Source organism: Mixta hanseatica (assembly GCF_023517775.1).
Taxonomy (GTDB): domain Bacteria; phylum Pseudomonadota; class Gammaproteobacteria; order Enterobacterales; family Enterobacteriaceae; genus Mixta; species Mixta hanseatica.
The window spans coordinates 184,244-204,974 of the sequence record NZ_CP082904.1 but is presented as its reverse complement, the minus strand read 5'-3'; the positions used below and the strand labels follow the sequence as shown (position 1 = coordinate 204,974).

Sequence of the window (20,731 nt, the reverse complement as noted above, 5' to 3'; positions counted from 1 at the left end):
CGTGTTACGGTTCGCCCATCCTCTGCCGGAGCCTGTTGATGTCGTTCTCCTTTCTCTCTTCGCTTGCTGTAGTTTCTGCCGCCGACTGGGATGCGCTACTGCCTGATAACAATCCATTTTTACGTTACGCCTTTCTGCAAACGCTGGAAGAGAGCGGCAGCGTTGGCGCCGAGAGCGGTTGGCAACCGGCGCATCTGGTCACCTTTGAGCAGGGGCGGTTGCGCGCGGCGCTGCCGGGCTATCAAAAAAGCCATTCCTGGGGCGAATATGTGTTTGATCACAGCTGGGCAGACGCCTGCCATCGCGCCGGCATTCCCTGGTATCCCAAGTGGCTGGGCGCCATTCCGTTTAGCCCGGTTAGCGGACCGCGTCTGTTAGGCGAGGCCTCGGCGCTAACCCAGCTGCTGGAGGCATTGCCCGATGCGCTGGCCCAAAGCGGCTTCTCTGGCGCGCACATTAACTTTACCGATGCACGCAGCGATGCGCTGCTGGCAGCGCAACCCGGCTGGCTGTCACGCCTTGGCTGTCAGTATCACTGGCATAATCCCGGCTACCGCGACTTTCAGGATTTCCTCGATACCCTGATGTCGCGCAAACGTAAGCAGATTCGTAAAGAGCGCGAGCAGGTTGCCGCCAACGGTATTCACCTTCACTGGCTCGGCGGCGGCGAAGTTAGCGAAGCGCAGTGGGATTTTGTTTATACCTGTTACGCCAATACTTACGCTGTGCGCGGGCAACTGCCCTATTTAACGCGTGACTTTTTCAGCCTGCTGGCGGAGCGGATGCCGGAAGCGATTCGGGTGGTCTTTGCCCAGCGCGAGGCGCAGCCGGTGGCGATGGCATTCAGCCTGGTCGGTGACGATACGCTGTATGGCCGTTACTGGGGCTGCCTGGCGGAGTTTGATCGCCTGCATTTCGAAACCTGCTTCTGGCAGGGGATGGATTACGCCATTGCACACGGCCTGCGTCATTTCGACGCGGGCGCGCAGGGCGAACATAAACTGGTGCGCGGTTTTGAGCCCACCCTTACCCGCTCCTGGCACTGGCTGCAGCATGCAGGATTACGCGCAGCGGTAGGCGATTTTTTACAGCAGGAGCAAGCAGGCATCCTGGCCTGGGCGGAGGAAGCGCGCGACGCGCTGCCCTACCGCCGTGGTGCAGTTCAGTGATCGCCGACAAAATTGCCGGTTTGATGGCGCCACAGGCGGGCGTAGAGCCCGTTATGCGCCAGCAGCTGTTGATGATTACCCTCTTCAATAATTTTACCCTGCTGCAGCACCACCAGCCGATCGAGCCTGGCGATAGTAGAGAGGCGGTGAGCGATAGCGATCACCGTTTTGCCCTCCATCAGGGTGTCCAGGCTCTCCTGAATCGCCGCCTCTACCTCTGAATCCAGCGCTGAGGTGGCTTCATCCATAATCAAAATTGGCGCATCTTTTAACAGTACGCGGGCGATGGCGATACGCTGCCGTTGACCGCCAGAGAGTTTCACGCCGCGCTCGCCCAGATGCGCATCCAGCCCGGTACGCCCCTGACTATCGGAAAGCAGCGGAATAAACTCATCGGCGCGCGCCCGACGAATCGCCGTCCACAGCTCCTCTTCGGTGGCGTCCGGGCGGCCATATAGCAGGTTGTCGCGGATAGAGCGGTGCAACAGCGAGGTATCCTGCGTGATCATACCAATCTGCGCGCGCAGGCTGGTCTGCGTCACCTGGGTAATATTCTGTCCATCAATGCTGATACTGCCGCCCTCCAGGTCATACAACCGCAGCAGCAGATTGACCAGCGTCGATTTGCCCGCGCCCGACGGGCCAATCAGCCCGATTTTCTCGCCTGGCTTGATATCCAGATTCAGGTTATTGATCACCCGACGGCCGCCGCCATAGTCAAAATGGGCATTGTTAAAATGGATGGCGCCCTGAGTTACGCGCAGCGGTTTGGCATTCGGCGCGTCGGTCACGCTGAGCGGCTGCGCGATGGTGGTCAGCCCATCCTGAACCGTACCGATATTGTCAAAAATGCCGTTGACCACCCACATAATCCAGCCGGACATATTCACAATGCGGATCACCAGTCCGGTAACCAATGCAATCGCGCCGACGGTAATCAGTGATTCGCTCCACAGCCACAGCGCCAGCCCGCAAGTAGAGCCGATCAATAAGCCATTCAGCGTAGAGAGCGTGACGTCCATGCTGGTCAGCATCCGGCTGGCCTGCTGGGTTTTCTCCGTCTGTTCGCCGATCGCGTCCTGCGCATAGCGCTGTTCTAAATCGGTATGGGCAAACAGCTTCAGCGTGGTGATATTGGTATAACCATCCACAATGCAACCCATCAGCTTAGAGCGCGCTTCGGAAGAGATTACCGAACGCGCTTTAATACGCGGCACAAAATAGCGCAGCGTGCCGGCGTAAGCGAATATCCAGACGATCAGCGGCAGCATCAGCCGCCAGTCCGCTTCGGCAAACAGCACCAGCGACGTAATCGCGTAAATCGAGACGTGCCACATGGCGTCAACGGTCTGCACCGCCGAATCACGCAGCGCATTGCCGGTCTGCATGATGCGTTGGGCAATCCGCCCGGAGAAGTCGTTCTGGAAGAATTTCAGGCTCTGGCGCAGCACATAGCTGTGGTTCTGCCAAAGGATCAGGCTGCCCAGGCTGGGACCAATGCTTTGATGGATTAACAGATCGTGTAAACCGATAAACAGCGGACGCAGAATCATCGCCACCGCCGCCATCCACAGCAGCGTTCCCCAGTGTTCCTGAAAAAAGCTGGCCGGGGTGGAGGCGTTGACCATATCGATCAGCTGACTTAAATAGCGATAAAGCGCCACTTCAATCAGCGAAGCGATCAGGCCAACCGCCAGCAGCGCGGCGAAACTGCGCCAGACCTGACGGAGAAAATAACCATAAAAGGCGCCCACGCGATCCGGCGGCGCTTCGCCGGGTGCATCCTGAAAGATATTGATATAACGTTCGAAACGGCGAAATAGCATAGACACGCTCATTTTTTGCCCTACGAATCACTGAGCTTAGTGCAAATTAACGCAAGGGTTTAACTTCGAAACGTAAAAGCGCAGGATAAAACTTTCCGCCCGGAGGTGAAGATGACAAAAAAACTGGTGATTTTTTTACATGGCGTCGGCAGTAACGGCGACGATCTGGCCGGTCTGGGTCCGCACTGGGCGCCGCTGCTGCCCGCCACCGCCTTTGCCGCGCCCGACGCGCCCTTTCGCTTCGATCACGGCCCCGGCTTTCAGTGGTTCAGCCTGGAGGGCGTTACCGCGCAAAATCGCGGCGAACGGGTACGGGAAGCGCGCGCCGCCTTCGATAAAACGCTGCACGGGCTGCTCAGCGCGCATCAGGTGACGCAGCCGGAAAAAGTGTTGCTGGTGGGCTTTTCACAGGGCTCGATTATGGCATTGGATGCGCTGGCTTCCGGGCGCTGGCCGTTAGCGGGCGTGGTGGCTTTTTCCGGTCGTCTGGCAACGCCCGATCCGCTGATGCCGACCCGCAATACGCCGGTCCTGCTGGTTCACGGCAGAGTTGACCCGGTTATCCCCTGGGAAGAGACCGAATCCGCCGCGCTGCGGCTGAAGGCCGCGGGAACGCCGGTAGAAACGCTGTATGAAAGCGGCGTCGGCCACACGATTTCCGGCTCCGGCGCACAGCGGGCGGTCAATTTTATCGCCCGCTGCTTTAACGACAGCGAGCAATCAGGCCGAAAGGATTAAGGCCAGCAGCGGCGCAGGGCGGCAAACGCCTGCGCGGCGGCACTCTGCGGTGCCTGCTGTTTCAGCCGATCGTTAAACACTTCAATCCCGACCGGGCCGCGATAAGCTTTACGCTGTAGCGCAGCCACAAAGGTCGCAATCGGCAGTATGCCATCGCCAGGCAGCAGACGACAATGGCGGGCGGTTTCCATCAGCTGTGTCATATCGCCCGGCGTCACCGCCTCTGCCATATCGCACAGTTGCACTTCATAAATCCGATCCGCTGGAATCGCGTCCAGCACACTGGCGTCATCGCCGCGCGCAGCGATATGAAACAGATCCACCACCAGCCCAACGTTGGGCAGATCAAGCCGCTTTAGCCGTTGCCAGGTGGGTCCCAGCCGGTTATCTACCGTGCTCCACGCCATCGGTTCATACATGATGCGCAAATCGTGACGCGCCGCCTCGGCGGAAAGCCAGCATAAATCTTCATCAATCAGATCGGCCTGACAGTCCGTGCGCGTGCAGGCTGGCGCCTGAACCGTCCGGCAACCTATCGCCTGCGCCAGCTGAAAAAATTGCTGCGCCTGCTGTCGTTTTTCTTCACGCAGCACCCGCGGCGCGCCGGCAAAATCGCGCAGCACCTGGCAGTTGGTGAAGCCCAGGTTAAGCCGCTGCGCCTGGGCACGAATGGCTTCTGCGCCTCCTTCCGCCGCCAGGACGTTTTCCTGCCAGATTTCTACCTCATCAAAACCGGCCTGCTTTGCGGCGTGCAGCAGCGTTAACGGCTGACCTTCCAGCAGCACCAGATTCAGAAACACCGGATTGTTCGCCATTTTTCCTCCTTGTTTACCGGGAAAACCGGCGCGTAAATCGCGCCGCCCGGTTTAACTGTAGAAGGTATCTAGCCCAGCAGGGTGACCAGGGCAAAACCGGCAAAGGTCATCAGCAGCGATCCCATGACATGAACCAACACATGGCCCATTGCCCAAAGATATTTGCCGCTTTGCATCAGCAGCATGATTTCCACAGAGAAGGTAGAAAAGGTAGTCAGCCCGCCGCACAGTCCGGTAACAATCAGCAATTTCCATTCCGGCGATAGTTGCGGGTTTTTCATAAACCAGGCGGTGGCGATACCGATAATGAGTCCGCCCAGCAGATTCACTAACAGCGTACCCGGCGGCAGGTTGGGAAATAGCGCATTAAAGCGCAACGAGATCAGCCAGCGCAGCGTACAACCCGCAGCGCCCCCCAGCATCACTGCCAGCATAGATTTCAACATGGTGGTTAATACCTGTTAATGATTTTTATTCAATAAGATATAACACAGCAAGCAGGCAGAGCGGGATCCTGACATGCGTCACACCTTGCGTGCAAGAAAGTGTCGTGTCAGGCGTCATCAGCTCTCAGAAGAGTCGCGGTTGGGTAAGGTGGTACGCCATCACCTCAGGCGCCTATTTTAATCTTAGCCGTCGCGGCCTGGCAATCAAAACACCCGCGCCTGCTCTCTATGACATAACTTCTTGCCTGCTTGAGTCGCCATATTTTGTTATGATATAACATTATAATTTTGTGACTTCTGGGAAAAGGATATGTCCGATAAGCTCGTTCAACGTTTGCAGGCTATTGATGCGCTGCGTGGTTTCGTGATCCTGCTCATGCTGCTGGATCACGTACGCGAAACGTTTTTTCTGCATAAACAGCTCGCCGATCCAATTGATGTCGCTAACACCGATGCGGCGCTGTTTATTAGCCGCACGCTGGCGCATCTATGCGCGCCGGTTTTTGTCTTTCTTACCGGGCTTTCCGCCGCGCTTTATCAGCAAAAAAAGCAGAGCCGGAGGGAGACCTCGCTGTTTTTGTTGAAGCGTGGCCTGGTACTGGTGGCGCTGGAGTTAACACTGGTTAACTTCGCCTGGACTTTCAGCTTTCCGCCGGAAGTGCTCTACTTGCAGGTTATCTGGGCGATTGGCCTGAGTATGCTGGCGCTTGGCGGGCTGTTGTGGCTACCGCTGTGGGCGATGGTTACCCTCAGCGTGGCGCTGGTAGCGGGTCATAACCTGCTTGATAACCTTCACGCCGCTTCCGGTTCGTTCTGGCATCTGCCGTGGGCGATTTTGCATGAGCGCGGCTGGATTGAAGTCGGCGATACGCTGCGGATGCGCACCTCTTATCCGCTGCTGCCGTGGATTGGCGTAATTGCGCTGGGCTACTGTGCGGGCCAACTTTGGCAGCCAGCCTGGAGCCGGGCAGCACGCGGTAAAGTTCTCTTGACCAGCGCCGCCAGCCTGTTGGGGCTATTTGTGCTGCTACGCCTGCTTAACGGCTACGGCGAAAAGCCGTGGCAGGCAGGTAATACGCTGAGCGAAAGCGCGATGGCGTTTTTTAATATCACTAAGTATCCGCCCTCGTTGCTATTTATTTGCCTGACGCTGGCGGTAGGGCTGGCGCTGTTTGAACGCGTTGAAATGCGTAGCCGCGCCCTCGCCTGGTTGGCGGTATTCGGTAGCGCACCGATGTTTTTCTATCTGCTACACCTGTACGTGTTGAAGGGACTTTATCTGGCCGCCGAAGCGCGCTGGGGGAAAAACTAGGGCGAGTGGTTCGGCTTCGATGCCGTCTGGCAGCTATGGATCTGTATGCTGCTGCTGTCGCTCCTGCTGTGGTGGCCGGTACGCGCCTTTGCCCGACTGAAGCAGCAAAGACGCGATATCCGCTGGCTGAAATATTTTTGATGCGCCGCCTGTAACCTGATCCGCCGGGCTTCTTCAGCCTGGCGGATCGGGGCGACTATATGTTATCGCTAATGATGTGCCGCCTCCTGCAGTTTTAACCGCAGCTCCTGAAGGATCATTTTACTCAGGTCGGAATGGGCGTGAGTGGTGGGATGCATGTAATCCCAAAAAATAAAGCTACCGCCGCTGCTTTTACAGGCGGGACGCGGATTATGATGATAAAGATAGGTTAACGTCTCATTTTTTAGATCGAGGCAGGTCTCTTCCGTATTCACATATCCCAGCTTATCAGCATAAGTAATCAGGTTATCAAACGCTTTATCCAGAGAAAGCACAATAAATTGCGTGTTGGGCCAGGATTCTCTTAACTCCTCAGCCAAAACGTCCAGTCTATTATTCAGGACCACTGATTTTTCCCGTAGCGCTTTTTTATCTTTTTCACGCCATTCACGTACCGCAGGCACGCCCGACAGGTCCGGCAGCTTTAATATAGTTATCTGCGCAGCCCCCAATTGAGCTAATTGAGTAAGACCGTTGCGATAATTATTAATAACATCGCCAGGCGTTTTGTTGCCAGAAATGAAATCATTGCCGCCAAACAGTACGGCAAACAACGTTTTCTTTATATCGTACCCCTGCATGTAGGCTTTGTACTGTTTAAAATTATGTAGCTGTTCGATAAAGCCAGGAAAAACAGGCTTTGCTGCGCTTTCTGCGCCGCCGACCGCCCAGGAATAAGAGGGGATATTTAATGCATTGGCCCAATATTCGTGCCAGACCAAACCATTAGAAAAGCGGCCATAAAACCAGGTGCTATTTTTAGGCAGCGCGCCATAGCTGGCATTGTAGCTATTGATAGTATCGGACAGGCTATCGCCGAAAACGACCAGCCTGTCCAGCTTAATCCCATCGAGCGTCGCTTCCGGCAGATTACTGCCCTGGCTCCAGAAGTTATAGTAGTAGGAAAACATCGTGTCACCGGCGTACGGCACGACGACATCTGCGTTAATACCGGCGCTCTGCAAGGTATACTGACAAATCTCTTTCAGCTCCTGGGCGGATGCGGTGGTATAAAACATATTGGTCATCGCGCTGTTGTCGCGCCAGTATCCTTTGACGATGGCGTAATGATCGGGCTGCTGCGGATCCATAGCCCAAACCCATGACGAAGCTGGATTGGTCGGATCTTTATCAATTTTATAAGTGCACTTTATATAGGTTGTACTGTTGTTGGCTTTAACTCCGCTACGGTGGCTATTTTTAAGAATAAGGTTATATTCGGAAACCGGCGTAACAGAAGTGCTTTCAATGGCGTCGCTGGGGAAGATATTATCGCCTGCGGGAAAGAAACCGTTAGATGCGTAGCTATTTATTGACATTAAACCTAAGAAAAATGTAGCCGCTATTCTTTCCATGAATATTCCTTGTTATTTTTCCTGTGGCTAAACTTTGATTATCTATAAGCTCAACAAATCATTCCCTTTCGTACGTTCCTGTTGAGCACATCAATGCAATAGAGGAGTTTAAACAATAAATCGTCGCAGCCAGTATTATAAACATCCCGGCAAATAACAATATTTAATCTTAAATGAATAGCTAATGATAATTAAGCTAATTAAGTCGATAATTTATTCCTGCTTATCAGACCATTGGTTTGAACGGTTTATCTGCTAAATTATTCGGTTATGGCTGTTTTTTTATGCAGGATGATGTGAGGTAATCCGACGCCATCCATCATAGCTGGCGTCGGTAAGATCAGCTTAACGCAGCCGGGAGGAAGCGTTTACCGGTTCGAAAGTATGACAATGCCGCCGTAACCACTGTGCAGAACGGGAAATCGCGCCGCCGTTGCGGAACAGCAGCCACGCCACTTTACCTTTCTTCAACACGATAAAGGAGCCCAGTTGGGGAAGCTCACGGGATCGTAACCATGTGGTGTTCATCAGTCCTCTCCTCCGTAATGTATTAGCTTGCTAACTAATTAAAGACCAAACAAAACGAAACGGCCTCGATTTTTTAACTGATCGGACCTGAAGGAAAGGCGGGAATGAGGCCTGGAATAAACTGGGTTAGCTGTTAAAACCCGTTATTACGCCGCCTGACAGGTGACAAGCGAAGCGGCTAATTATATATGTCTCCTGTCATTCATAAAATATAACATTTTCATTTACCCGTTACGTAACGCGAACTTATGTCATATTAATCGCCACAAGAAAAACTTTTAGCTGCGCCTGACTTGCAATATCATCCTCAGCCGCTAGATTTAGAAACGTTGGATGCGCATATATTTATCGCCCACTAATAAATATATGCATTCTGTTAATACACATGAGGAGAAATAATATGACTCAGCATCGTGGCGGTTCAGGTAACTTTGCAGAAGATCGTGAGAAAGCCTCTGAAGCCGGTAAAAAAGGCGGCCAACACAGCGGCGGTAACTTTAAAAATGACCGCGAAAAAGCCTCTGAAGCAGGCAAAAAAGGCGGGCAGAACAGCCGCCGCAGCTAATTTTTCCCAGGTAAGCCCTTATAAAGATTAGCGAAACCCGCAGCACGGCGTCACGTGCTGCGGGTAGCCTCATTTATTGACCGTACTCCACGCGTCCTCTTATCCTTTTTTAATATTCAGTACGTCTATTTGACTATTGCTAAATATTCGCTACCCGATCGTTGGTTTATTTAAAACAAGCGCAGCGGCAGCGAGCGGATGAATCCTAATATTCTATTTCTACCGTTGCATTTGTTTATTTTTGTCTATACTGAAAATTAACAGGGCACGTTACCCTGAACTTATAAATTATTATCCTTTGGTTATGGAGATTACGATGAGTATTAAAACGCTGGAAGACCTGTTTATTCACGATCTGTCCGATGTTTACAGTGCTGAGAAGCAAATCAGCCGCGCTCTGCCGAAAATGGCACGCGCCGCTAGCGATGAAAAACTTATCGAAGCATTCAAAACCCATCTGGAAGAAACCCAGGGTCAGATCGAGCGTCTTGACCAACTGGTTGAGGCTACCCCTGACGTACGGATTAAGCGTATGAAATGTCACGCGCTGGAAGGCCTGGTGGAAGAAGCGCAGGAAATTATCGATTCCGTAGAGAAAGGCGTGGTGCGCGATGCGGGCCTGATCGGTGCCGCGCAGAAAGTTGAGCACTACGAAATCGCCGCCTACGGTACCCTGCGTGCGCTGGCTCAGAAACTGGGCTATAAAGAAGCGGCTCGCCTGCTGGAAGAGACATTGCAGGAAGAAAAAGCGACTGATGAAAAACTCACCATCATCGCTGAAAAAACGCAGTAATTGCCTTATCAGCAGTCAGGCTTCCGGCCTGGCTGCTGGCCCTGCCCCGTCTGAGTTTAGTTATGCAGCAAACACTCCACCTGAAATTTCTCTCCGTAACGCTGTACGCCCGCTAAAAATTTCTCTGTTGTTAGCGGCTCGGGCGGCGGCAATAGCGGCGCTCTCTGCCGTAACTCCTCATCGAAGCGCGTTAACGTAGCGAAATCACGTGGATAACGTTCCGTATCGACACCGACAAACGCACCCTCATCCGTGGCGTAGTTAAGCAATTGCTGCCAGCGTTCAATCGACGCCATACCAATACTTTCTGTGCCGTGAGAAAACAACAGTAGATCAATATTACGGAACGGCGGCTGACGATCGAGGTAGCGCTGCAAACTGTTCGCGGAAGGTTCAGTGCAGAACGTTAGCCAGAACGGAACTGCATACTGCTGCATGGTGGTCCAGGGGTCCATTAACAGAAAATTATCCACCACCAGGCGTGAAGCGATAACGCCAGCTGACAGATACCAGTCGCGGTAAATTTCGGCGGTCACAAAGCTTAGCGCCTCCGGATTTTCATAGCGCAGTTCTACCAGCTTCCAGTTCTGGCTGTTGGCCAGCTTTTTCAATTCGGCCATTAAATGCGCGTCAAATCCCCACTCCGCTTCCGGTACGGTCGTGTCCGGCGCTGGCGGCTCCCATTTTTCCCGCTCGATACCGCAGCGCGCCAAATATTCCATCACGCGCGGTCCACCGGAAAAATATTCCTGCTCCGTTGCGCCGCCCACTGCGCCAAACTGATAAAATGAGCGATCGCTGGTGCGTGTGGCGGGCCACTGCTGCGTACAGTGATTGATCACCAGCGTGCCGCCCGGCGGCAGTGCGCTTAATAAAAACTCATGGTATTCCAACGGCAGCTTACGGTGTTTCAGGCGGAAGTAGGACATCTGATCCAGCATCAATCGATCCTGATTCGGGTCCTGCATTTGATGCACCGCCAGATGCGGCGAGGCCGCCAGCAGCGCATCGGTGATCGGTTTGCCATCCGCCATACCTTTTTGCGCATCATCCGGATCGTTGTGTAGCGAACGTACCGGACACAAAAAGGTTTGCGGCAGCCAGGGCACGCCCATCGCCGCCGCCAGATGCACCATCGCGCCGTTGGAGGAGCCGACAAACGCCGCCTGATATTGCTGCTGAGGATATTGATTCGCTACCCAGCGCGCGATCCCTTCAATATCCAGCTGCTGCGCCTGGCTAAGCGAAATGCCTTCAGCCATGCCGCCAAGCGCGTAGCCCCATTCGCGCACGCGCTCAGGCAGCTTGTTCAAGGCAGGCAACACGCGATCCAGCGTCGGCGACTGGCTGGGGCTGCTAAAAGGGCGCTGATGTAACGCATTGCTGAGCGCCATTACCATCGCGGCAGCGGAGTCAAAACGGGCAATGCCTTTTGGCGGTTTACTCATGGTTTTCCTGTTCCTTCTGCACGCGAGCGATAAAAGGCCGTATAGCGCGGCTGTAACTCCAGGGATAAACATAGTGCAGCGTATGGGTACCCTGCGGCAGGGTCATCAGCTCGCCGTGCGGCAGCAGCGCCACCATTTCAGCCACCCAGCGGGCGGGAGAAACCACATCGTATGAGCCGCGTACTACCAGCGTAGGCGCTTTAATATGCGGCAAACGTTGTTCAATGCGATCGCGCATCATGGCGCGTACGGTACCGATAGCGCGCCAGATGCCCGCCTTGGCATAATCGATTCGACTGAGCGCAGCGGGCGAACGATGCGCTTCCCGACGACCGTTGCGCCAGTCAAGCCAGATTTGGCGCAGTAGCGAACGGTTATGGCGATCGACGGTCGGCCCTTGCAGCACCAGTCCGGCGACCGCTTCAGGGTGCGCAACCGCCAGTGCGGCCAGCACCTGGCAACCCATCGAGTTGCCGACGAAAATAGCGCGCGATAGCTGATTCTGCTGCATCCACATCCACAGCGCTTCTGCCAGCTGATCGACATTGAGCACCGGCTGCGAGACCGGCAATGAGCTGCCGCCGAAGCCCGGCAGGTCAGGCACCAGCACCCGATATTCCCAGCCCAGCGCCAGCGCTAAATCTTCCATCGCCCGTCCGGAAAGCACCAGGCCATGCAGCAGGACCACCGGCAAGCCGGGACGGGTCTCCGGCGTGGCGCGAGTGAACATCCGCCACGGCCCCACCTGCTGATAATACCCGGCCAGCCCCGCCTGATGACTATGAATGCCCACGGGCGGCGTTTGCTGCCATTTGCGCCATTGCTTAACAAACAGCGCCGTACCGGCCAGTGCTGCGGCCATACCGAGAAGAAGTGTGCGGTTATTCGGCCCGCGTCTCCGGGTTGCTCTCTTCATCAGCTGCTCTCAGGTTAGGGATACCCGCTAAGTTTAGGCGCTAAATAGCGCTTCGCCTTGTTTGCCGCGCCGCTTCACAACAACGGTTGATAAAAATGTGCGGCGGTTAGCAACAACGGTGATTTAAGAAAATTGCCGTAGACCCGGCAGAGCAATGCGATGAGAAACAAAAAGGTAAGCGGGTACGATAAACAGGCGTGAGCCAGCGTTTAACCAGGAAGAGCGCAAGTAAAATAAACGCAGGAGAGAGATAAAAGCAGGGTTTGATAACCATCGGTCGTTCCCTGGCCGCGGTTATCGAGGGTTTCGGTGCGGCGGCGCCGTTAGTTCAGTGCGCCGGGCGGTACGTGCTTAAAGGTTTCAACGTAAGCGTGAAACACATACCGGAAGAACTTTTTCATAACAAATGACCTGCTTAACTTCTGTTGAAAAAAACAACGAAAATTATAGCGACCGCGCTTTTTTGCAGCAACTTTTTTTGAAGCAGATCACAAAATTCGCGGCGATTATGCAAAGCAAAACTTAAACAAAAGATAAACGAGCCCAGGTTTCTTAACATTTTTGTTAAAAAAGCAGAGGGTAAGCTATTGAATTAGCATCAATACCAGCTAACGCTCTCGCCACCGTGCGGGCAGGCCGCTAAACGTTGAACCCATACGCGGATTCACCGACAATACTCTTCTCGTTTCTTTGCCGTCCTGAACCTTATGAAATCCACGTTTGAAAATTGGCTTGCTCCGATGAGTATTTTGCTCCTGGGCTTTCTGTCTGCGCTGCTGCTGCCCGCGCCTTCTCCAGGCCCGGAGCTGACTGCCCGCATGATGTCGCTGTTTCATTTTAGCGACCTGAATCAGTTTTATACTTTTGTGCTGTGCCTGTGGTTTCTGGTACTGGGAACAATGGAATTTTTTGTGCTGCGTTTTCTCTGGCGTCGTTTCGGTAAAGTCTAATTCCTGCCGCGCACCGTTCAGCCTTACGTAACGACCTGTTTTCCTAAAGTTGTGCAATATCAAGGCGGCCGTACGCCGTTTTCCTCCCGACTTCACCAGACTGTGCCAGGCTTATAGTCAGCAAAGGCGTTTTTCGCCTGGCCCGAACGGACAGTTATTAAGGAGAATGTATGGCTAAAAAGTTGACTATTGCAGCCCTGATCGCCCTTTTCACGCTGCCAGCCTTTGCCGAGGATAACGGCGGCTATAAAAGCGGCGAAGCGCCGCCGACCAATCAGGATAGCGGCTATAAAGGAACCGAAGATACCACCTCAGCGCCTTTGGAACTGGTAAAAACCATGCGAGATGGCGCCTGGGTAACGGTTGAAGGCTATATCATTAAGCAAAAAGGCGATAACCGCTATCAGCTACGCGGTCATGGTGATCAAACCATTGACCTGGTTATCCCGGAAAAAGTCTGGGCAGGCAAAACCTATGATGCCAAAGATCAGGTGCGTATGAACGGTCGTGTTCGTCAGGATGGTGAGCGTCGCTGGATTGATGTGCAACAGTTGGGCGATCCCTGATAGCGCAGCGCTACTGATAACCGCAGGAGAAGGCGATGAATAAAATCCTGACGTTATGCCTGGCAGCTCTGTTTGCCGCTCCGGCTCTGGCCGCCGATGGCGGCTTTAATCCAGACGGCAAAGCGCCGCCGCCGGAAGATCAGAAAGATGGCTACCGCGCGGTCACGGATAATCAACAGCTGACCGCCACCCATCAGCTAGCGCAGCTTTCTACCGGCACCTGGGTAACCTTGCAGGGCAATATTATCCGCCAGACCGGTAAAAAAACCTGGGAACTGCGCGATCGCTCCGGCACCGTACAGTTACAAATTGACGATGGCGTCTGGCAGGGTCAGGAAGTAAAACCGGACGATTTGATCTCGGTTAACGGTACCCTGTTGCGCCACGGCAAAACTCTGTTGATTGACGTGAAGAAGTTGCACCTGCTGTAAAATCCCTCGCGATTTTTCGTTCCCTTACCGCAAAAAGTAAGGGAACGCTTACCTGGGATCCCTTTTGTTAAGCCTTCTGCGTTTTTCTGGCCTTTTTATCACAAAAAGTGTGAGGCTAACCGCTTCAGCTTGGTTAAAATTCAAACAACTTTTAAATTTTAAACAAATTATTCAATTTTATTGCGAGAATGTTATATTCCTTAGCGCACTTATAACGTGTGGTTAACCTTCACATTGTGTGGGGTTATTTCGTTCGCTTTTAGTTGTGGAAAGAGAGCAACCCGCCTAGCAGAAGCTGGACTCTTTCACCTGCAATTATCTGTTGAGCCATCAACAGACGGAGATGCCGCCTCATGCGTAAAACAGCATTACTTCTGACGCTGTGTATGAATGCTTTAGGCCTAAGTAAGCATGCAGTAGCAGAAGATAAAGAGGACGTCGATGTACTACTCATCGGCGGGGGAATTATGAGCGCCACCCTGGGGACTTATCTTCAGGAGCTGGAACCAGGCTGGTCTATCAAAATGGTAGAGCGTCTGGAGAACGTCGCGGAAGAGAGCTCTAACGGCTGGAACAACGCCGGTACTGGCCATTCCGCACTGGCGGAAATGAACTATACGCCAGAAAAAGAGGGTTCGATCGACATCAACAAAGCGATCGATATTAACGAAGCCTTCCAGATCTCTCGTCAATTCTGGGCCTCACAGGTACAGAAAGGCGTACTGCACGACCCGCCCAGTTTTATCAATACGACGCCGCATATGAGCTTTGCCTGGGGCGAAGAGAACGTTACTTTCCTGCGTAAACGTTATGAAGCGCTGCAGAAAAGCACCCTGTTCCGCGGCATGGAATACTCAGAAGACCACGCGCAGATTGCGAAGTGGGTGCCGCTGGTAATGAAAGGCCGCGATCCGCAGCAGAAAGTGGCGGCCACGCGCATCAATATCGGAACTGACGTTAACTTCGGCGAAATTACGCGTCAGCTGGTCGCTTCGCTGGCAAAAAGCCCGAATTTTAGCCTGCAAACCCGCCATGAAGTGCGCGATATTAAGCGTAACGACGACGGTAGCTGGCGTGTCGTCATTGCCGATCTGAAGAATAACGGCGCGGAGAAAATCGTTAACGCGAAGTATCTCTTTATCGGCGCTGGCGGCGCGGCCCTGCCGCTGCTGCAAAAAACCGGCATCCCGGAAGCGAAAAACTACGCCGGTTTCCCGGTGGGCGGCTCCTTCCTGGTAACGGAGAATCAGGAAGTCGTGAAGCAGCATCTGGCGAAAGTATATGGGAAGGCCTCGGTTGGCGCGCCGCCGATGTCCGTTCCGCATATGGATACCCGCATGCTGGATGGCAAGCAGGTTCTGCTGTTTGGCCCGTTCGCCACCTTCTCAACTAAGTTTCTGAAAACCGGCTCCCTGTGGGATATGTTCGGTTCCATCACCGCCAGCAACCTTATGCCAATGGTGCATGTGGGAATGGATAACTTTAACCTGGTGAAGTATCTGGTCAGCCAGCTGATGCTGAGCGACGACGATCGCTATACGGCGCTGAAGGCCTGGTTCCCGGAGGCGAAGAAAGAAGACTGGCATCTGGTTCAGGCTGGCCAGCGCGTGCAGATCATCAAGAAAGATGCAGAAAAAGGCGGCGTGCTGCGCCTGGGCACGGAAGTAGTGACCTCGCAGGACGGCACCGTTTCTGCCCTGCTCGGCGCATCACCGGGCGCTTCCACCGCGGCGCCAATCATGGTGAACCTGATGCAGAAAGTGTTTAAAGATAGATTCGCCTCGCCAGAATGGCAGGCGAAGCTGAAAGAGATGATCCCATCTTACGGTCAGAAGCTGAACGGCAATATCAGTGCAACCGAGCATGAGCTGGCGGAAACCAGCCGTATCCTGCAACTGGATTATGCGCCGATGACGCCAGCCGCCGCTAACGACGAAGCCTCTCACGCTGTCATCGCGGCCCATAAATAAGCCTGAACGCAGCCGTCAGGCTGAACCTGACAGCAAGATCAGCAGGCGGCAATGCCGCCTGTTTTTTTGCCCACCTTAGCTATGCCATCTGCGGTTTATCGCTGGACTTTTTCGTCCAGGCAGCCCAGCGGCAGCAGGAGGAACCTTGCCAGCCGTTACAAATATCCCAACAGCAGAAACCAGCCGTAATAAAGCGGCAACAACAGCACCAGACCGATCAGCGCCACCAGCAGACATAGCCGGAGGCCGTCGCGCGCCGACACATTGCCTAATGCCATCGCCAGTACGATCGGCGAGGCCTGATAGGGCAATAGCGGCGTCGCGTACGCCAGCACCTGCAGCATAATAACGCTGCCTAATGGGAAACCGGAGGCGTCGGCGAAACTCTGCGCCATCGGCGTAAACATCGCCGGAACGCCGTTGGCGGTCACCACAAAATTCAGCGCGCTGGTCAGGGCGCTTAGCGAGACAAAATTAACAAAGGGCGTGGCAGGATCGAGCGGTGTAATGCGCAGCAGCCCCTGAGCGATGAGATGACCCAGGCCGGAATCCACCACCACCGCCGTCACGCCCAAAATAGCCGCCACATACAAACAAGTGCGGAAGTTGACTCCGCTGGCGAACGCCTCGCTGGAGATAAAGCCGACGCGCGGCAACAAACAAAAACAGGCGGCGCACAGGCCGATCCAGGCGGGTGAAATACCATGCTGGCTGTCGGTCATCCACAGGATCAGCGTCAGCAGCAACAGAATAATCAGCCGCCACTCTTCCCGGCTAAGCGTCGGCAAGGGCGCGCCGCGCGTAACCGTCTGCGGTCGCGCCGGAAACAGCCAGCAGATGCACAGCGTTAATATCGCCCCTTTCAACAACCCCACCACAGGTGCCTGTAAAAACAGCCACGGCATATAGCCCAGATGCAGATGGTAAGCGGTTTCCGCCGCCCCGCTCATCACCAGATTGGGCACATTAGCCGGCAGAATGCTGGCGGAAAGCTGGAAGGTGCCAAAGCCCACCGCCAGCGCCAGGCCCACCCAGCCGCGGCTGCCCTCTTTTAGACCAGCCTGTTTCGCCAGCGCGCCGACCACCGGCATCAACAGCGCTATGCGGCCCATATTGGAAGGCATAATAAACGCCAGCAGATAGCTGATAATGATCGTTCCGCCCACCATCCGCGGCCAGCTGGCGCTTAAGCGCGGCGCCAACACGTGCGCCAGCCGATCGGCCAGGCCAACTTTGCGGATCGCCACGCCAAGAATAAAACCGCTGAGCACCAGCCAGAAAGCCGAAGAGGCGAAGCCGCCAAACACGCTGGCCGCTGGCGCGATATGCAACAGCATGGCGGCGGCAAAAAACAGTAGTGCGGTAATAAATTCCGGCAGGCGCGCGCTGGCCCATAGCAGGATAGTGACTGTAACCACCAGCGCGGTCAGCCACAGATGAACATCAGAGGTAAACACAGCACCGCTCCTTGCCAGCATGTCTAAAAAGCCTGTTTTTTGGCTGATTAAGTTTTCTTCTAGTAGGGTTAAAGAGTATTGAGTTTCATTTCACCCGGGTAAAGCGCTCCCTGCCCGAAATTGTGATTGACGTCACCGGAGGAAAAGCATGACGAATGCACCAGATACTCAGGAAGAACTAAAATTGCTCGATCGCTACTGGCGCGCCGCTAACTATTTATCAGTGGGCCAAATCTATTTAATGAACAACCCGCTGCTGCGTGAGCCGTTACAGCCCGAACATATTAAACCGCGTCTGCTCGGCCACTGGGGTACCACGCCCGGCCTGAATTTTATCTATGCGCACCTTAACCGCCTTATCCGCCATCGCGACCTGGATATGATTTACATCTGCGGGCCGGGCCACGGCGGGCCGGGCATGGTGGCGAACACCTGGCTGGAAGGCAGCTACAGCGAGATCTATCCGCAGGTAAGCGAGGACGCGACCGGTATGCAGCGGCTGTTTAAGCAGTTCTCTTTTCCCGGCGGCATTCCCAGCCACGCTGCGCCGGAAACGCCTGGCTCGATTAACGAAGGCGGCGAACTGGGTTACTCGCTGTCGCACGCTTTTGGCGCGGTATTCGACTATCCCAACCTGATCGCCGCCTGCGTAATTGGCGACGGCGAAGCGGAAACCGGCCCGCTCTCTTCCAGCTGGCACGGCATCAAATTCCTTAACGCCGCTCGCGACGGCGCGGTGCTGCCGATCCTGCATCTTAACGGCTACAAGATTGCCAACCCGACGCTGCTTGGACGCAGCAGCGATGAGGATTTGCATCAACTGTTCAGCGGCTACGGCTATGAGCCGCTGTTTGTTTGCGGGGACGAGCCGGAAAAAATGCACCGGCAGATGGCTGAAACGCTGGATAAGGCCTGCGATAAGATTCGCGAGTATCAGCAGCGCGGCCGTAGCGGCGAAGCGCAGGAGAGCATCCCGCGCTGGCCGATGATTATTCTGCGCAGCCCGAAAGGCTGGACCGGCCCGAAAACGGTAGATGGCAAAAAGGTCGAAGATTTCTGGCGTGCGCATCAGGTGCCGGTCTCTTCCTGTCGTGAGAATGACCAACATCGCCAAATCCTTGAGCAGTGGATGCGCAGCTATCAGCCGGACGATCTGTTTGATGAGCAGGGCAAGCTGAAGCCGGAACTGCGCGCGCTGGCGCCGCAGGGCGAAAAACGCATGGGCGCCTCACCTTACGCCAACGGCGGACGACTGCGCCGCGAACTGGATACGCCTGATATTCGCGAGTTCGCCGTAGATGTCACCACGCCGGGCGAAAAGCAGGTGCAGTCTACCGAGGTGCTGGGGCAGTATCTGCGCGCAATTTTCCAGCGTAATAAAGATAACTTCCGTCTGTTTGGCCCGGATGAAACCGCCTCTAACCGTCTGAGCGACGTGTTTGATGTTACCAATCGCACCTGGATGGAAGAGGTGAAGCCTTATGATGAGCAGCTGGCGCGTGATGGCCGGGTGATGGAGATCCTGAGCGAGCATCAGTGCCAGGGCTGGCTGGAAGGCTATCTGCTGACCGGACGCCATGGCCTGTTTAACTGCTACGAAGCCTTTATTCATATCATCGATTCGATGTTTAACCAGCATGCGAAATGGCTGAAGGTGACGCGCAAGCTGCCGTGGCGCGAGCCGGTTTCCTCGCTTAACTACCTGCTCTCATCGCACGTCTGGCGTCAGGACCATAACGGCTACAGCCATCAGGATCCTGGCTTTATGGACCACGTTGCCAACAAAAAGGCGGATATTGTGCGTATCTATCTGCCGCCTGATGCCAATACGCTGCTGTGGGTAGGGGATCACTGTCTGAAAACCTGGGACCGCATTAACGTTATCGTGGCCGGTAAACAGCCGGAGCCGCAGTGGCTGACCATGGATCAGGCGATTGCGCACTGTGAAGCAGGGTTAGGGATTTGGCCGTGGGCAGGCACCGAACAGCCGGGCGACGAGCCGGATGTAGTGATGGCCTGCGCGGGCGATGTGCCGACGATGGAAACCCTGGCGGCGGTGGATCTGCTCAAAACTTACCTGCCGGAACTGAAAGTGCGCGTCGTTAACGTAGTGGATTTGATGGCGTTGCAAACTAAGGATCAACATCCGCACGGTATGGAAGACGATCAGTTTGACCAGATATTTACCCGTGACAAACCGGTGATATTCGCGTTCCACGGCTATCCCAGTCTGGTGCACCGGCTGGCCTATCAGCGTAACAACCATCATAACTTCCACGTCCGCGGCTTTATGGAAGAAGGCACAACCACCACGCCGTTCGATATGACGGTAATGAATGAGCTGGACCGCTATCACCTGGCGCAGGAAGCGATACTGCGTATCCCGTCGCTGGCGGGCAAGGCGGACACTATTCTTGATGAGCTGGCGGAGAAAATCGCTGGACACCATCGTCACGTGCGTGAATATGGCGAAGATCTGCCGGAAGTGCGCAACTGGAAATGGCCATCGCAGCAGGGCAGCAGCGACGCGCCGGAATAACCCGCCTGGCGGCCTCCTGCTCGAGGCCGCTTTATTCCCTTAACGCCATACCTCATACAGCATCCACAGCGCCGTCAGCGCCAGCGAGCTGGCCATCACGCTGTTAAACAGACGACGCTTCCACTCTACCGTCAACAGAACGCGCAGGCGCTCCCCAAGAAAGGCCCAGAGCAAAATACAGGGCAGATTCAACAGCGCATACCCCGTCAGTACGGTGACCAGTCCATTATCGGCGATATAGAGCAGCGCCACGTTGCTGACCATCAGCCAGGCCTTTGGATTAACCGCCTGAAACAGCGCGCCGCCCAGCGTGGTCATCGGCCTCGCTTTGGCCTGGAGCGTCGGCGCCGCCGAACGCCAGATTTTCCACGACAACCACAGCATCCAGCCGCAGCCCAGCAGCGTTAGCGGCTTGCGGATCTCTTCCATCCAGCCCAGCAGCAGATCAAGCGCCATGGCCAGCAGCAGCAGTTGCACCAGACAACCCAGTATAAAGCCGCCGACCATCGGCAACGTGCGTCGCAAACCAAAGTTCACGCCGGAGGTCGCCAGTAACAGATTGTTAGGCCCTGGCGTTATCGACATAACGGTGACATAGCTGAAAAAAGAGGGATCGATCATGGCAAGCTCCGGCTTAAGAACAGAAGCTTTATGTTATGCAGCGCGACAGAATGGTAACAGAGACAGCAAAAGAGTATTGTGATGG

General features: G+C 54.7%; 20 protein-coding genes and 1 riboswitch. Of the genes, 10 read left to right on the top strand and 10 right to left on the bottom strand.

Features of this window, described 5'->3' with window-relative positions; genetic code table 11:
• Positions 1-38: 38 nt before the first annotated feature.
• Positions 39-1,169, top strand: coding sequence for a GNAT family N-acetyltransferase (locus K6958_RS00920; RefSeq protein ID WP_249892931.1), 1,131 nt, complete (start codon positions 39-41; stop codon positions 1,167-1,169).
• Here the strand turns inward: K6958_RS00920 and K6958_RS00915 are convergent.
• Positions 1,163-2,995: an ABC transporter ATP-binding protein gene (locus K6958_RS00915; RefSeq protein WP_249892930.1), complete on the bottom strand. Its 1,833-nt coding sequence runs from the start codon at positions 2,993-2,995 to the stop codon at positions 1,163-1,165. The two genes, K6958_RS00920 and K6958_RS00915, sit on opposite strands and share 7 nt — an antisense overlap.
• 111 nt (positions 2,996-3,106) lie before the next feature.
• On the opposite strand from K6958_RS00915, the gene K6958_RS00910 reads away from it, so the two are divergent.
• Complete coding sequence (locus tag K6958_RS00910) at positions 3,107-3,733, top strand: alpha/beta hydrolase (protein ID WP_249892929.1); 627 nt, start codon at positions 3,107-3,109, stop codon at positions 3,731-3,733.
• Here K6958_RS00910 and K6958_RS00905 read toward each other — a convergent pair.
• Together K6958_RS00905 and crcB are read right to left on the bottom strand one after the other, a co-directional pair.
• Complete coding sequence (locus K6958_RS00905) at positions 3,730-4,548, bottom strand: sugar phosphate isomerase/epimerase family protein (RefSeq protein WP_249892928.1); 819 nt, start codon at positions 4,546-4,548, stop codon at positions 3,730-3,732. The two genes, K6958_RS00910 and K6958_RS00905, sit on opposite strands and share 4 nt — an antisense overlap.
• Before the next feature lie 68 nt (positions 4,549-4,616).
• Entirely contained in the window at positions 4,617-4,994 is a 378-nt protein-coding gene (crcB, locus tag K6958_RS00900) for a fluoride efflux transporter CrcB (protein WP_249892927.1), read from the bottom strand.
• A gap of 101 nt (positions 4,995-5,095) precedes the next feature.
• Positions 5,096-5,167: riboswitch (Fluoride riboswitch) on the bottom strand.
• A gap of 137 nt (positions 5,168-5,304) precedes the next feature.
• On the opposite strand from crcB, the gene K6958_RS00895 reads away from it, so the two are divergent.
• A complete protein-coding gene (locus tag K6958_RS00895; RefSeq protein ID WP_249892926.1) occupies positions 5,305-6,306 on the top strand; it encodes an acetyltransferase domain-containing protein in 1,002 nt (333 codons plus the stop codon).
• Positions 6,307-6,515: 209 nt separating this feature from the next.
• Here K6958_RS00895 and K6958_RS00890 read toward each other — a convergent pair whose 3' ends face one another.
• Positions 6,516-7,862, bottom strand: coding sequence for an SGNH/GDSL hydrolase family protein (locus K6958_RS00890; RefSeq protein ID WP_249892925.1), 1,347 nt, complete (start codon positions 7,860-7,862; stop codon positions 6,516-6,518).
• A 345-nt stretch (positions 7,863-8,207) separates the two neighbouring features.
• Positions 8,208-8,390: a hypothetical protein gene (locus K6958_RS00885; protein ID WP_249892924.1), complete on the bottom strand. Its 183-nt coding sequence runs from the start codon at positions 8,388-8,390 to the stop codon at positions 8,208-8,210.
• Positions 8,391-8,790: 400 nt separating this feature from the next.
• On the opposite strand from K6958_RS00885, the gene K6958_RS00880 reads away from it, so the two are divergent.
• Positions 8,791-8,955, top strand: a complete 165-nt coding sequence (locus K6958_RS00880; protein WP_249892923.1) for a con-10 family general stress protein — start codon at positions 8,791-8,793, stop codon at positions 8,953-8,955.
• 316 nt (positions 8,956-9,271) lie between these two features.
• Positions 9,272-9,748: a YciE/YciF ferroxidase family protein gene (locus K6958_RS00875; protein WP_249892922.1), complete on the top strand. Its 477-nt coding sequence runs from the start codon at positions 9,272-9,274 to the stop codon at positions 9,746-9,748.
• Positions 9,749-9,804: 56 nt separating this feature from the next.
• Here K6958_RS00875 and K6958_RS00870 read toward each other — a convergent pair whose 3' ends face one another.
• The 3 genes from K6958_RS00870 to azuC all read right to left on the bottom strand — a co-directional run bounded on the left by K6958_RS00870 (position 9,805) and on the right by azuC (position 12,513).
• Positions 9,805-11,196, bottom strand: a complete 1,392-nt coding sequence (locus K6958_RS00870; protein ID WP_249892921.1) for a hypothetical protein — start codon at positions 11,194-11,196, stop codon at positions 9,805-9,807.
• Complete coding sequence (locus tag K6958_RS00865; RefSeq protein WP_350355819.1) at positions 11,189-12,058, bottom strand: alpha/beta fold hydrolase; 870 nt, start codon at positions 12,056-12,058, stop codon at positions 11,189-11,191. The genes K6958_RS00870 and K6958_RS00865 overlap by 8 nt, the downstream gene beginning before the upstream one ends.
• Positions 12,059-12,435: 377 nt before the next feature.
• A complete protein-coding gene (azuC, locus tag K6958_RS21345; RefSeq protein ID WP_491562434.1) occupies positions 12,436-12,513 on the bottom strand; it encodes a stress response protein AzuC in 78 nt (25 codons plus the stop codon).
• Positions 12,514-12,819: 306 nt separating this feature from the next.
• Between azuC and K6958_RS00860 the strand changes: the two genes are divergently transcribed.
• From K6958_RS00860 to mqo, 4 genes are all read left to right on the top strand, one after another.
• Positions 12,820-13,062 carry a DUF1158 family protein gene (locus tag K6958_RS00860; RefSeq protein WP_249892919.1) on the top strand — a complete coding sequence of 81 codons (243 nt, stop codon included), beginning with the start codon at positions 12,820-12,822 and terminating at the stop codon, positions 13,060-13,062.
• A gap of 170 nt (positions 13,063-13,232) precedes the next feature.
• Positions 13,233-13,628: a YgiW/YdeI family stress tolerance OB fold protein gene (locus tag K6958_RS00855; protein ID WP_249892918.1), complete on the top strand. Its 396-nt coding sequence runs from the start codon at positions 13,233-13,235 to the stop codon at positions 13,626-13,628.
• Positions 13,629-13,663: 35 nt separating this feature from the next.
• Positions 13,664-14,059 carry a YgiW/YdeI family stress tolerance OB fold protein gene (locus K6958_RS00850; RefSeq protein WP_249892917.1) on the top strand — a complete coding sequence of 132 codons (396 nt, stop codon included), beginning with the start codon at positions 13,664-13,666 and terminating at the stop codon, positions 14,057-14,059.
• 386 nt (positions 14,060-14,445) lie between these two features.
• A complete protein-coding gene (gene mqo, locus K6958_RS00845) occupies positions 14,446-16,029 on the top strand; it encodes a malate dehydrogenase (quinone) (protein WP_434085231.1) in 1,584 nt (527 codons plus the stop codon).
• Positions 16,030-16,184: 155 nt separating this feature from the next.
• On the opposite strand, the gene K6958_RS00840 is transcribed toward mqo, so the two are convergent.
• The gene (locus K6958_RS00840) at positions 16,185-17,486 is read right to left on the bottom strand and encodes an SLC13 family permease (RefSeq protein WP_249892915.1); all 1,302 of its coding nucleotides are present in this window, start codon (positions 17,484-17,486) and stop codon (positions 16,185-16,187) included.
• 148 nt (positions 17,487-17,634) lie between these two features.
• Between K6958_RS00840 and K6958_RS00835 the strand changes: the two genes are divergently transcribed.
• Entirely contained in the window at positions 17,635-20,025 is a 2,391-nt protein-coding gene (locus K6958_RS00835; protein WP_249892914.1) for a phosphoketolase family protein, read from the top strand.
• Positions 20,026-20,064: 39 nt separating this feature from the next.
• Here the strand turns inward: K6958_RS00835 and K6958_RS00830 are convergent, their stop codons facing one another.
• Positions 20,065-20,646 (bottom strand): LysE family translocator, encoded by a 582-nt coding sequence (locus tag K6958_RS00830; protein ID WP_249892913.1) that lies wholly within the window; start codon positions 20,644-20,646, stop codon positions 20,065-20,067.
• Positions 20,647-20,731 lie beyond the last annotated feature (85 nt).

Bases quoted from the DNA above. Each gene is read 5' to 3' on its own strand.
- K6958_RS00905 (WP_249892928.1), bottom strand. From the start codon at position 4,548: ATGGCGAACAATCCGGTGTTTCTGAATCTGGTGCTGCTGGAAGGTCAG.
- K6958_RS00875 (WP_249892922.1), top strand. From the start codon at position 9,272: ATGAGTATTAAAACGCTGGAAGACCTGTTTATTCACGATCTGTCCGAT.
- K6958_RS00865 (WP_350355819.1), bottom strand. From the start codon at position 12,058: ATGGCCGCAGCACTGGCCGGTACGGCGCTGTTTGTTAAGCAATGGCGC.
- K6958_RS00835 (WP_249892914.1), top strand. From the start codon at position 17,635: ATGACGAATGCACCAGATACTCAGGAAGAACTAAAATTGCTCGATCGC.
- K6958_RS00830 (WP_249892913.1), bottom strand. From the start codon at position 20,646: ATGATCGATCCCTCTTTTTTCAGCTATGTCACCGTTATGTCGATAACG.
- K6958_RS00885 (WP_249892924.1), bottom strand. From the start codon at position 8,390: ATGAACACCACATGGTTACGATCCCGTGAGCTTCCCCAACTGGGCTCC.
- K6958_RS00910 (WP_249892929.1), top strand. From the start codon at position 3,107: ATGACAAAAAAACTGGTGATTTTTTTACATGGCGTCGGCAGTAACGGC.
- K6958_RS00915 (WP_249892930.1), bottom strand. From the start codon at position 2,995: ATGCTATTTCGCCGTTTCGAACGTTATATCAATATCTTTCAGGATGCA.
- K6958_RS00890 (WP_249892925.1), bottom strand. From the start codon at position 7,862: ATGGAAAGAATAGCGGCTACATTTTTCTTAGGTTTAATGTCAATAAAT.
- azuC (WP_491562434.1), bottom strand. From the start codon at position 12,513: ATGAAAAAGTTCTTCCGGTATGTGTTTCACGCTTACGTTGAAACCTTT.
- K6958_RS00920 (WP_249892931.1), top strand. From the start codon at position 39: ATGTCGTTCTCCTTTCTCTCTTCGCTTGCTGTAGTTTCTGCCGCCGAC.
- K6958_RS00860 (WP_249892919.1), top strand. From the start codon at position 12,820: ATGAAATCCACGTTTGAAAATTGGCTTGCTCCGATGAGTATTTTGCTC.
- crcB (WP_249892927.1), bottom strand. From the start codon at position 4,994: ATGTTGAAATCTATGCTGGCAGTGATGCTGGGGGGCGCTGCGGGTTGT.
- K6958_RS00850 (WP_249892917.1), top strand. From the start codon at position 13,664: ATGAATAAAATCCTGACGTTATGCCTGGCAGCTCTGTTTGCCGCTCCG.
- K6958_RS00855 (WP_249892918.1), top strand. From the start codon at position 13,233: ATGGCTAAAAAGTTGACTATTGCAGCCCTGATCGCCCTTTTCACGCTG.
- K6958_RS00880 (WP_249892923.1), top strand. From the start codon at position 8,791: ATGACTCAGCATCGTGGCGGTTCAGGTAACTTTGCAGAAGATCGTGAG.
- mqo (WP_434085231.1), top strand. From the start codon at position 14,446: ATGAATGCTTTAGGCCTAAGTAAGCATGCAGTAGCAGAAGATAAAGAG.
- K6958_RS00870 (WP_249892921.1), bottom strand. From the start codon at position 11,196: ATGAGTAAACCGCCAAAAGGCATTGCCCGTTTTGACTCCGCTGCCGCG.
- K6958_RS00895 (WP_249892926.1), top strand. From the start codon at position 5,305: ATGTCCGATAAGCTCGTTCAACGTTTGCAGGCTATTGATGCGCTGCGT.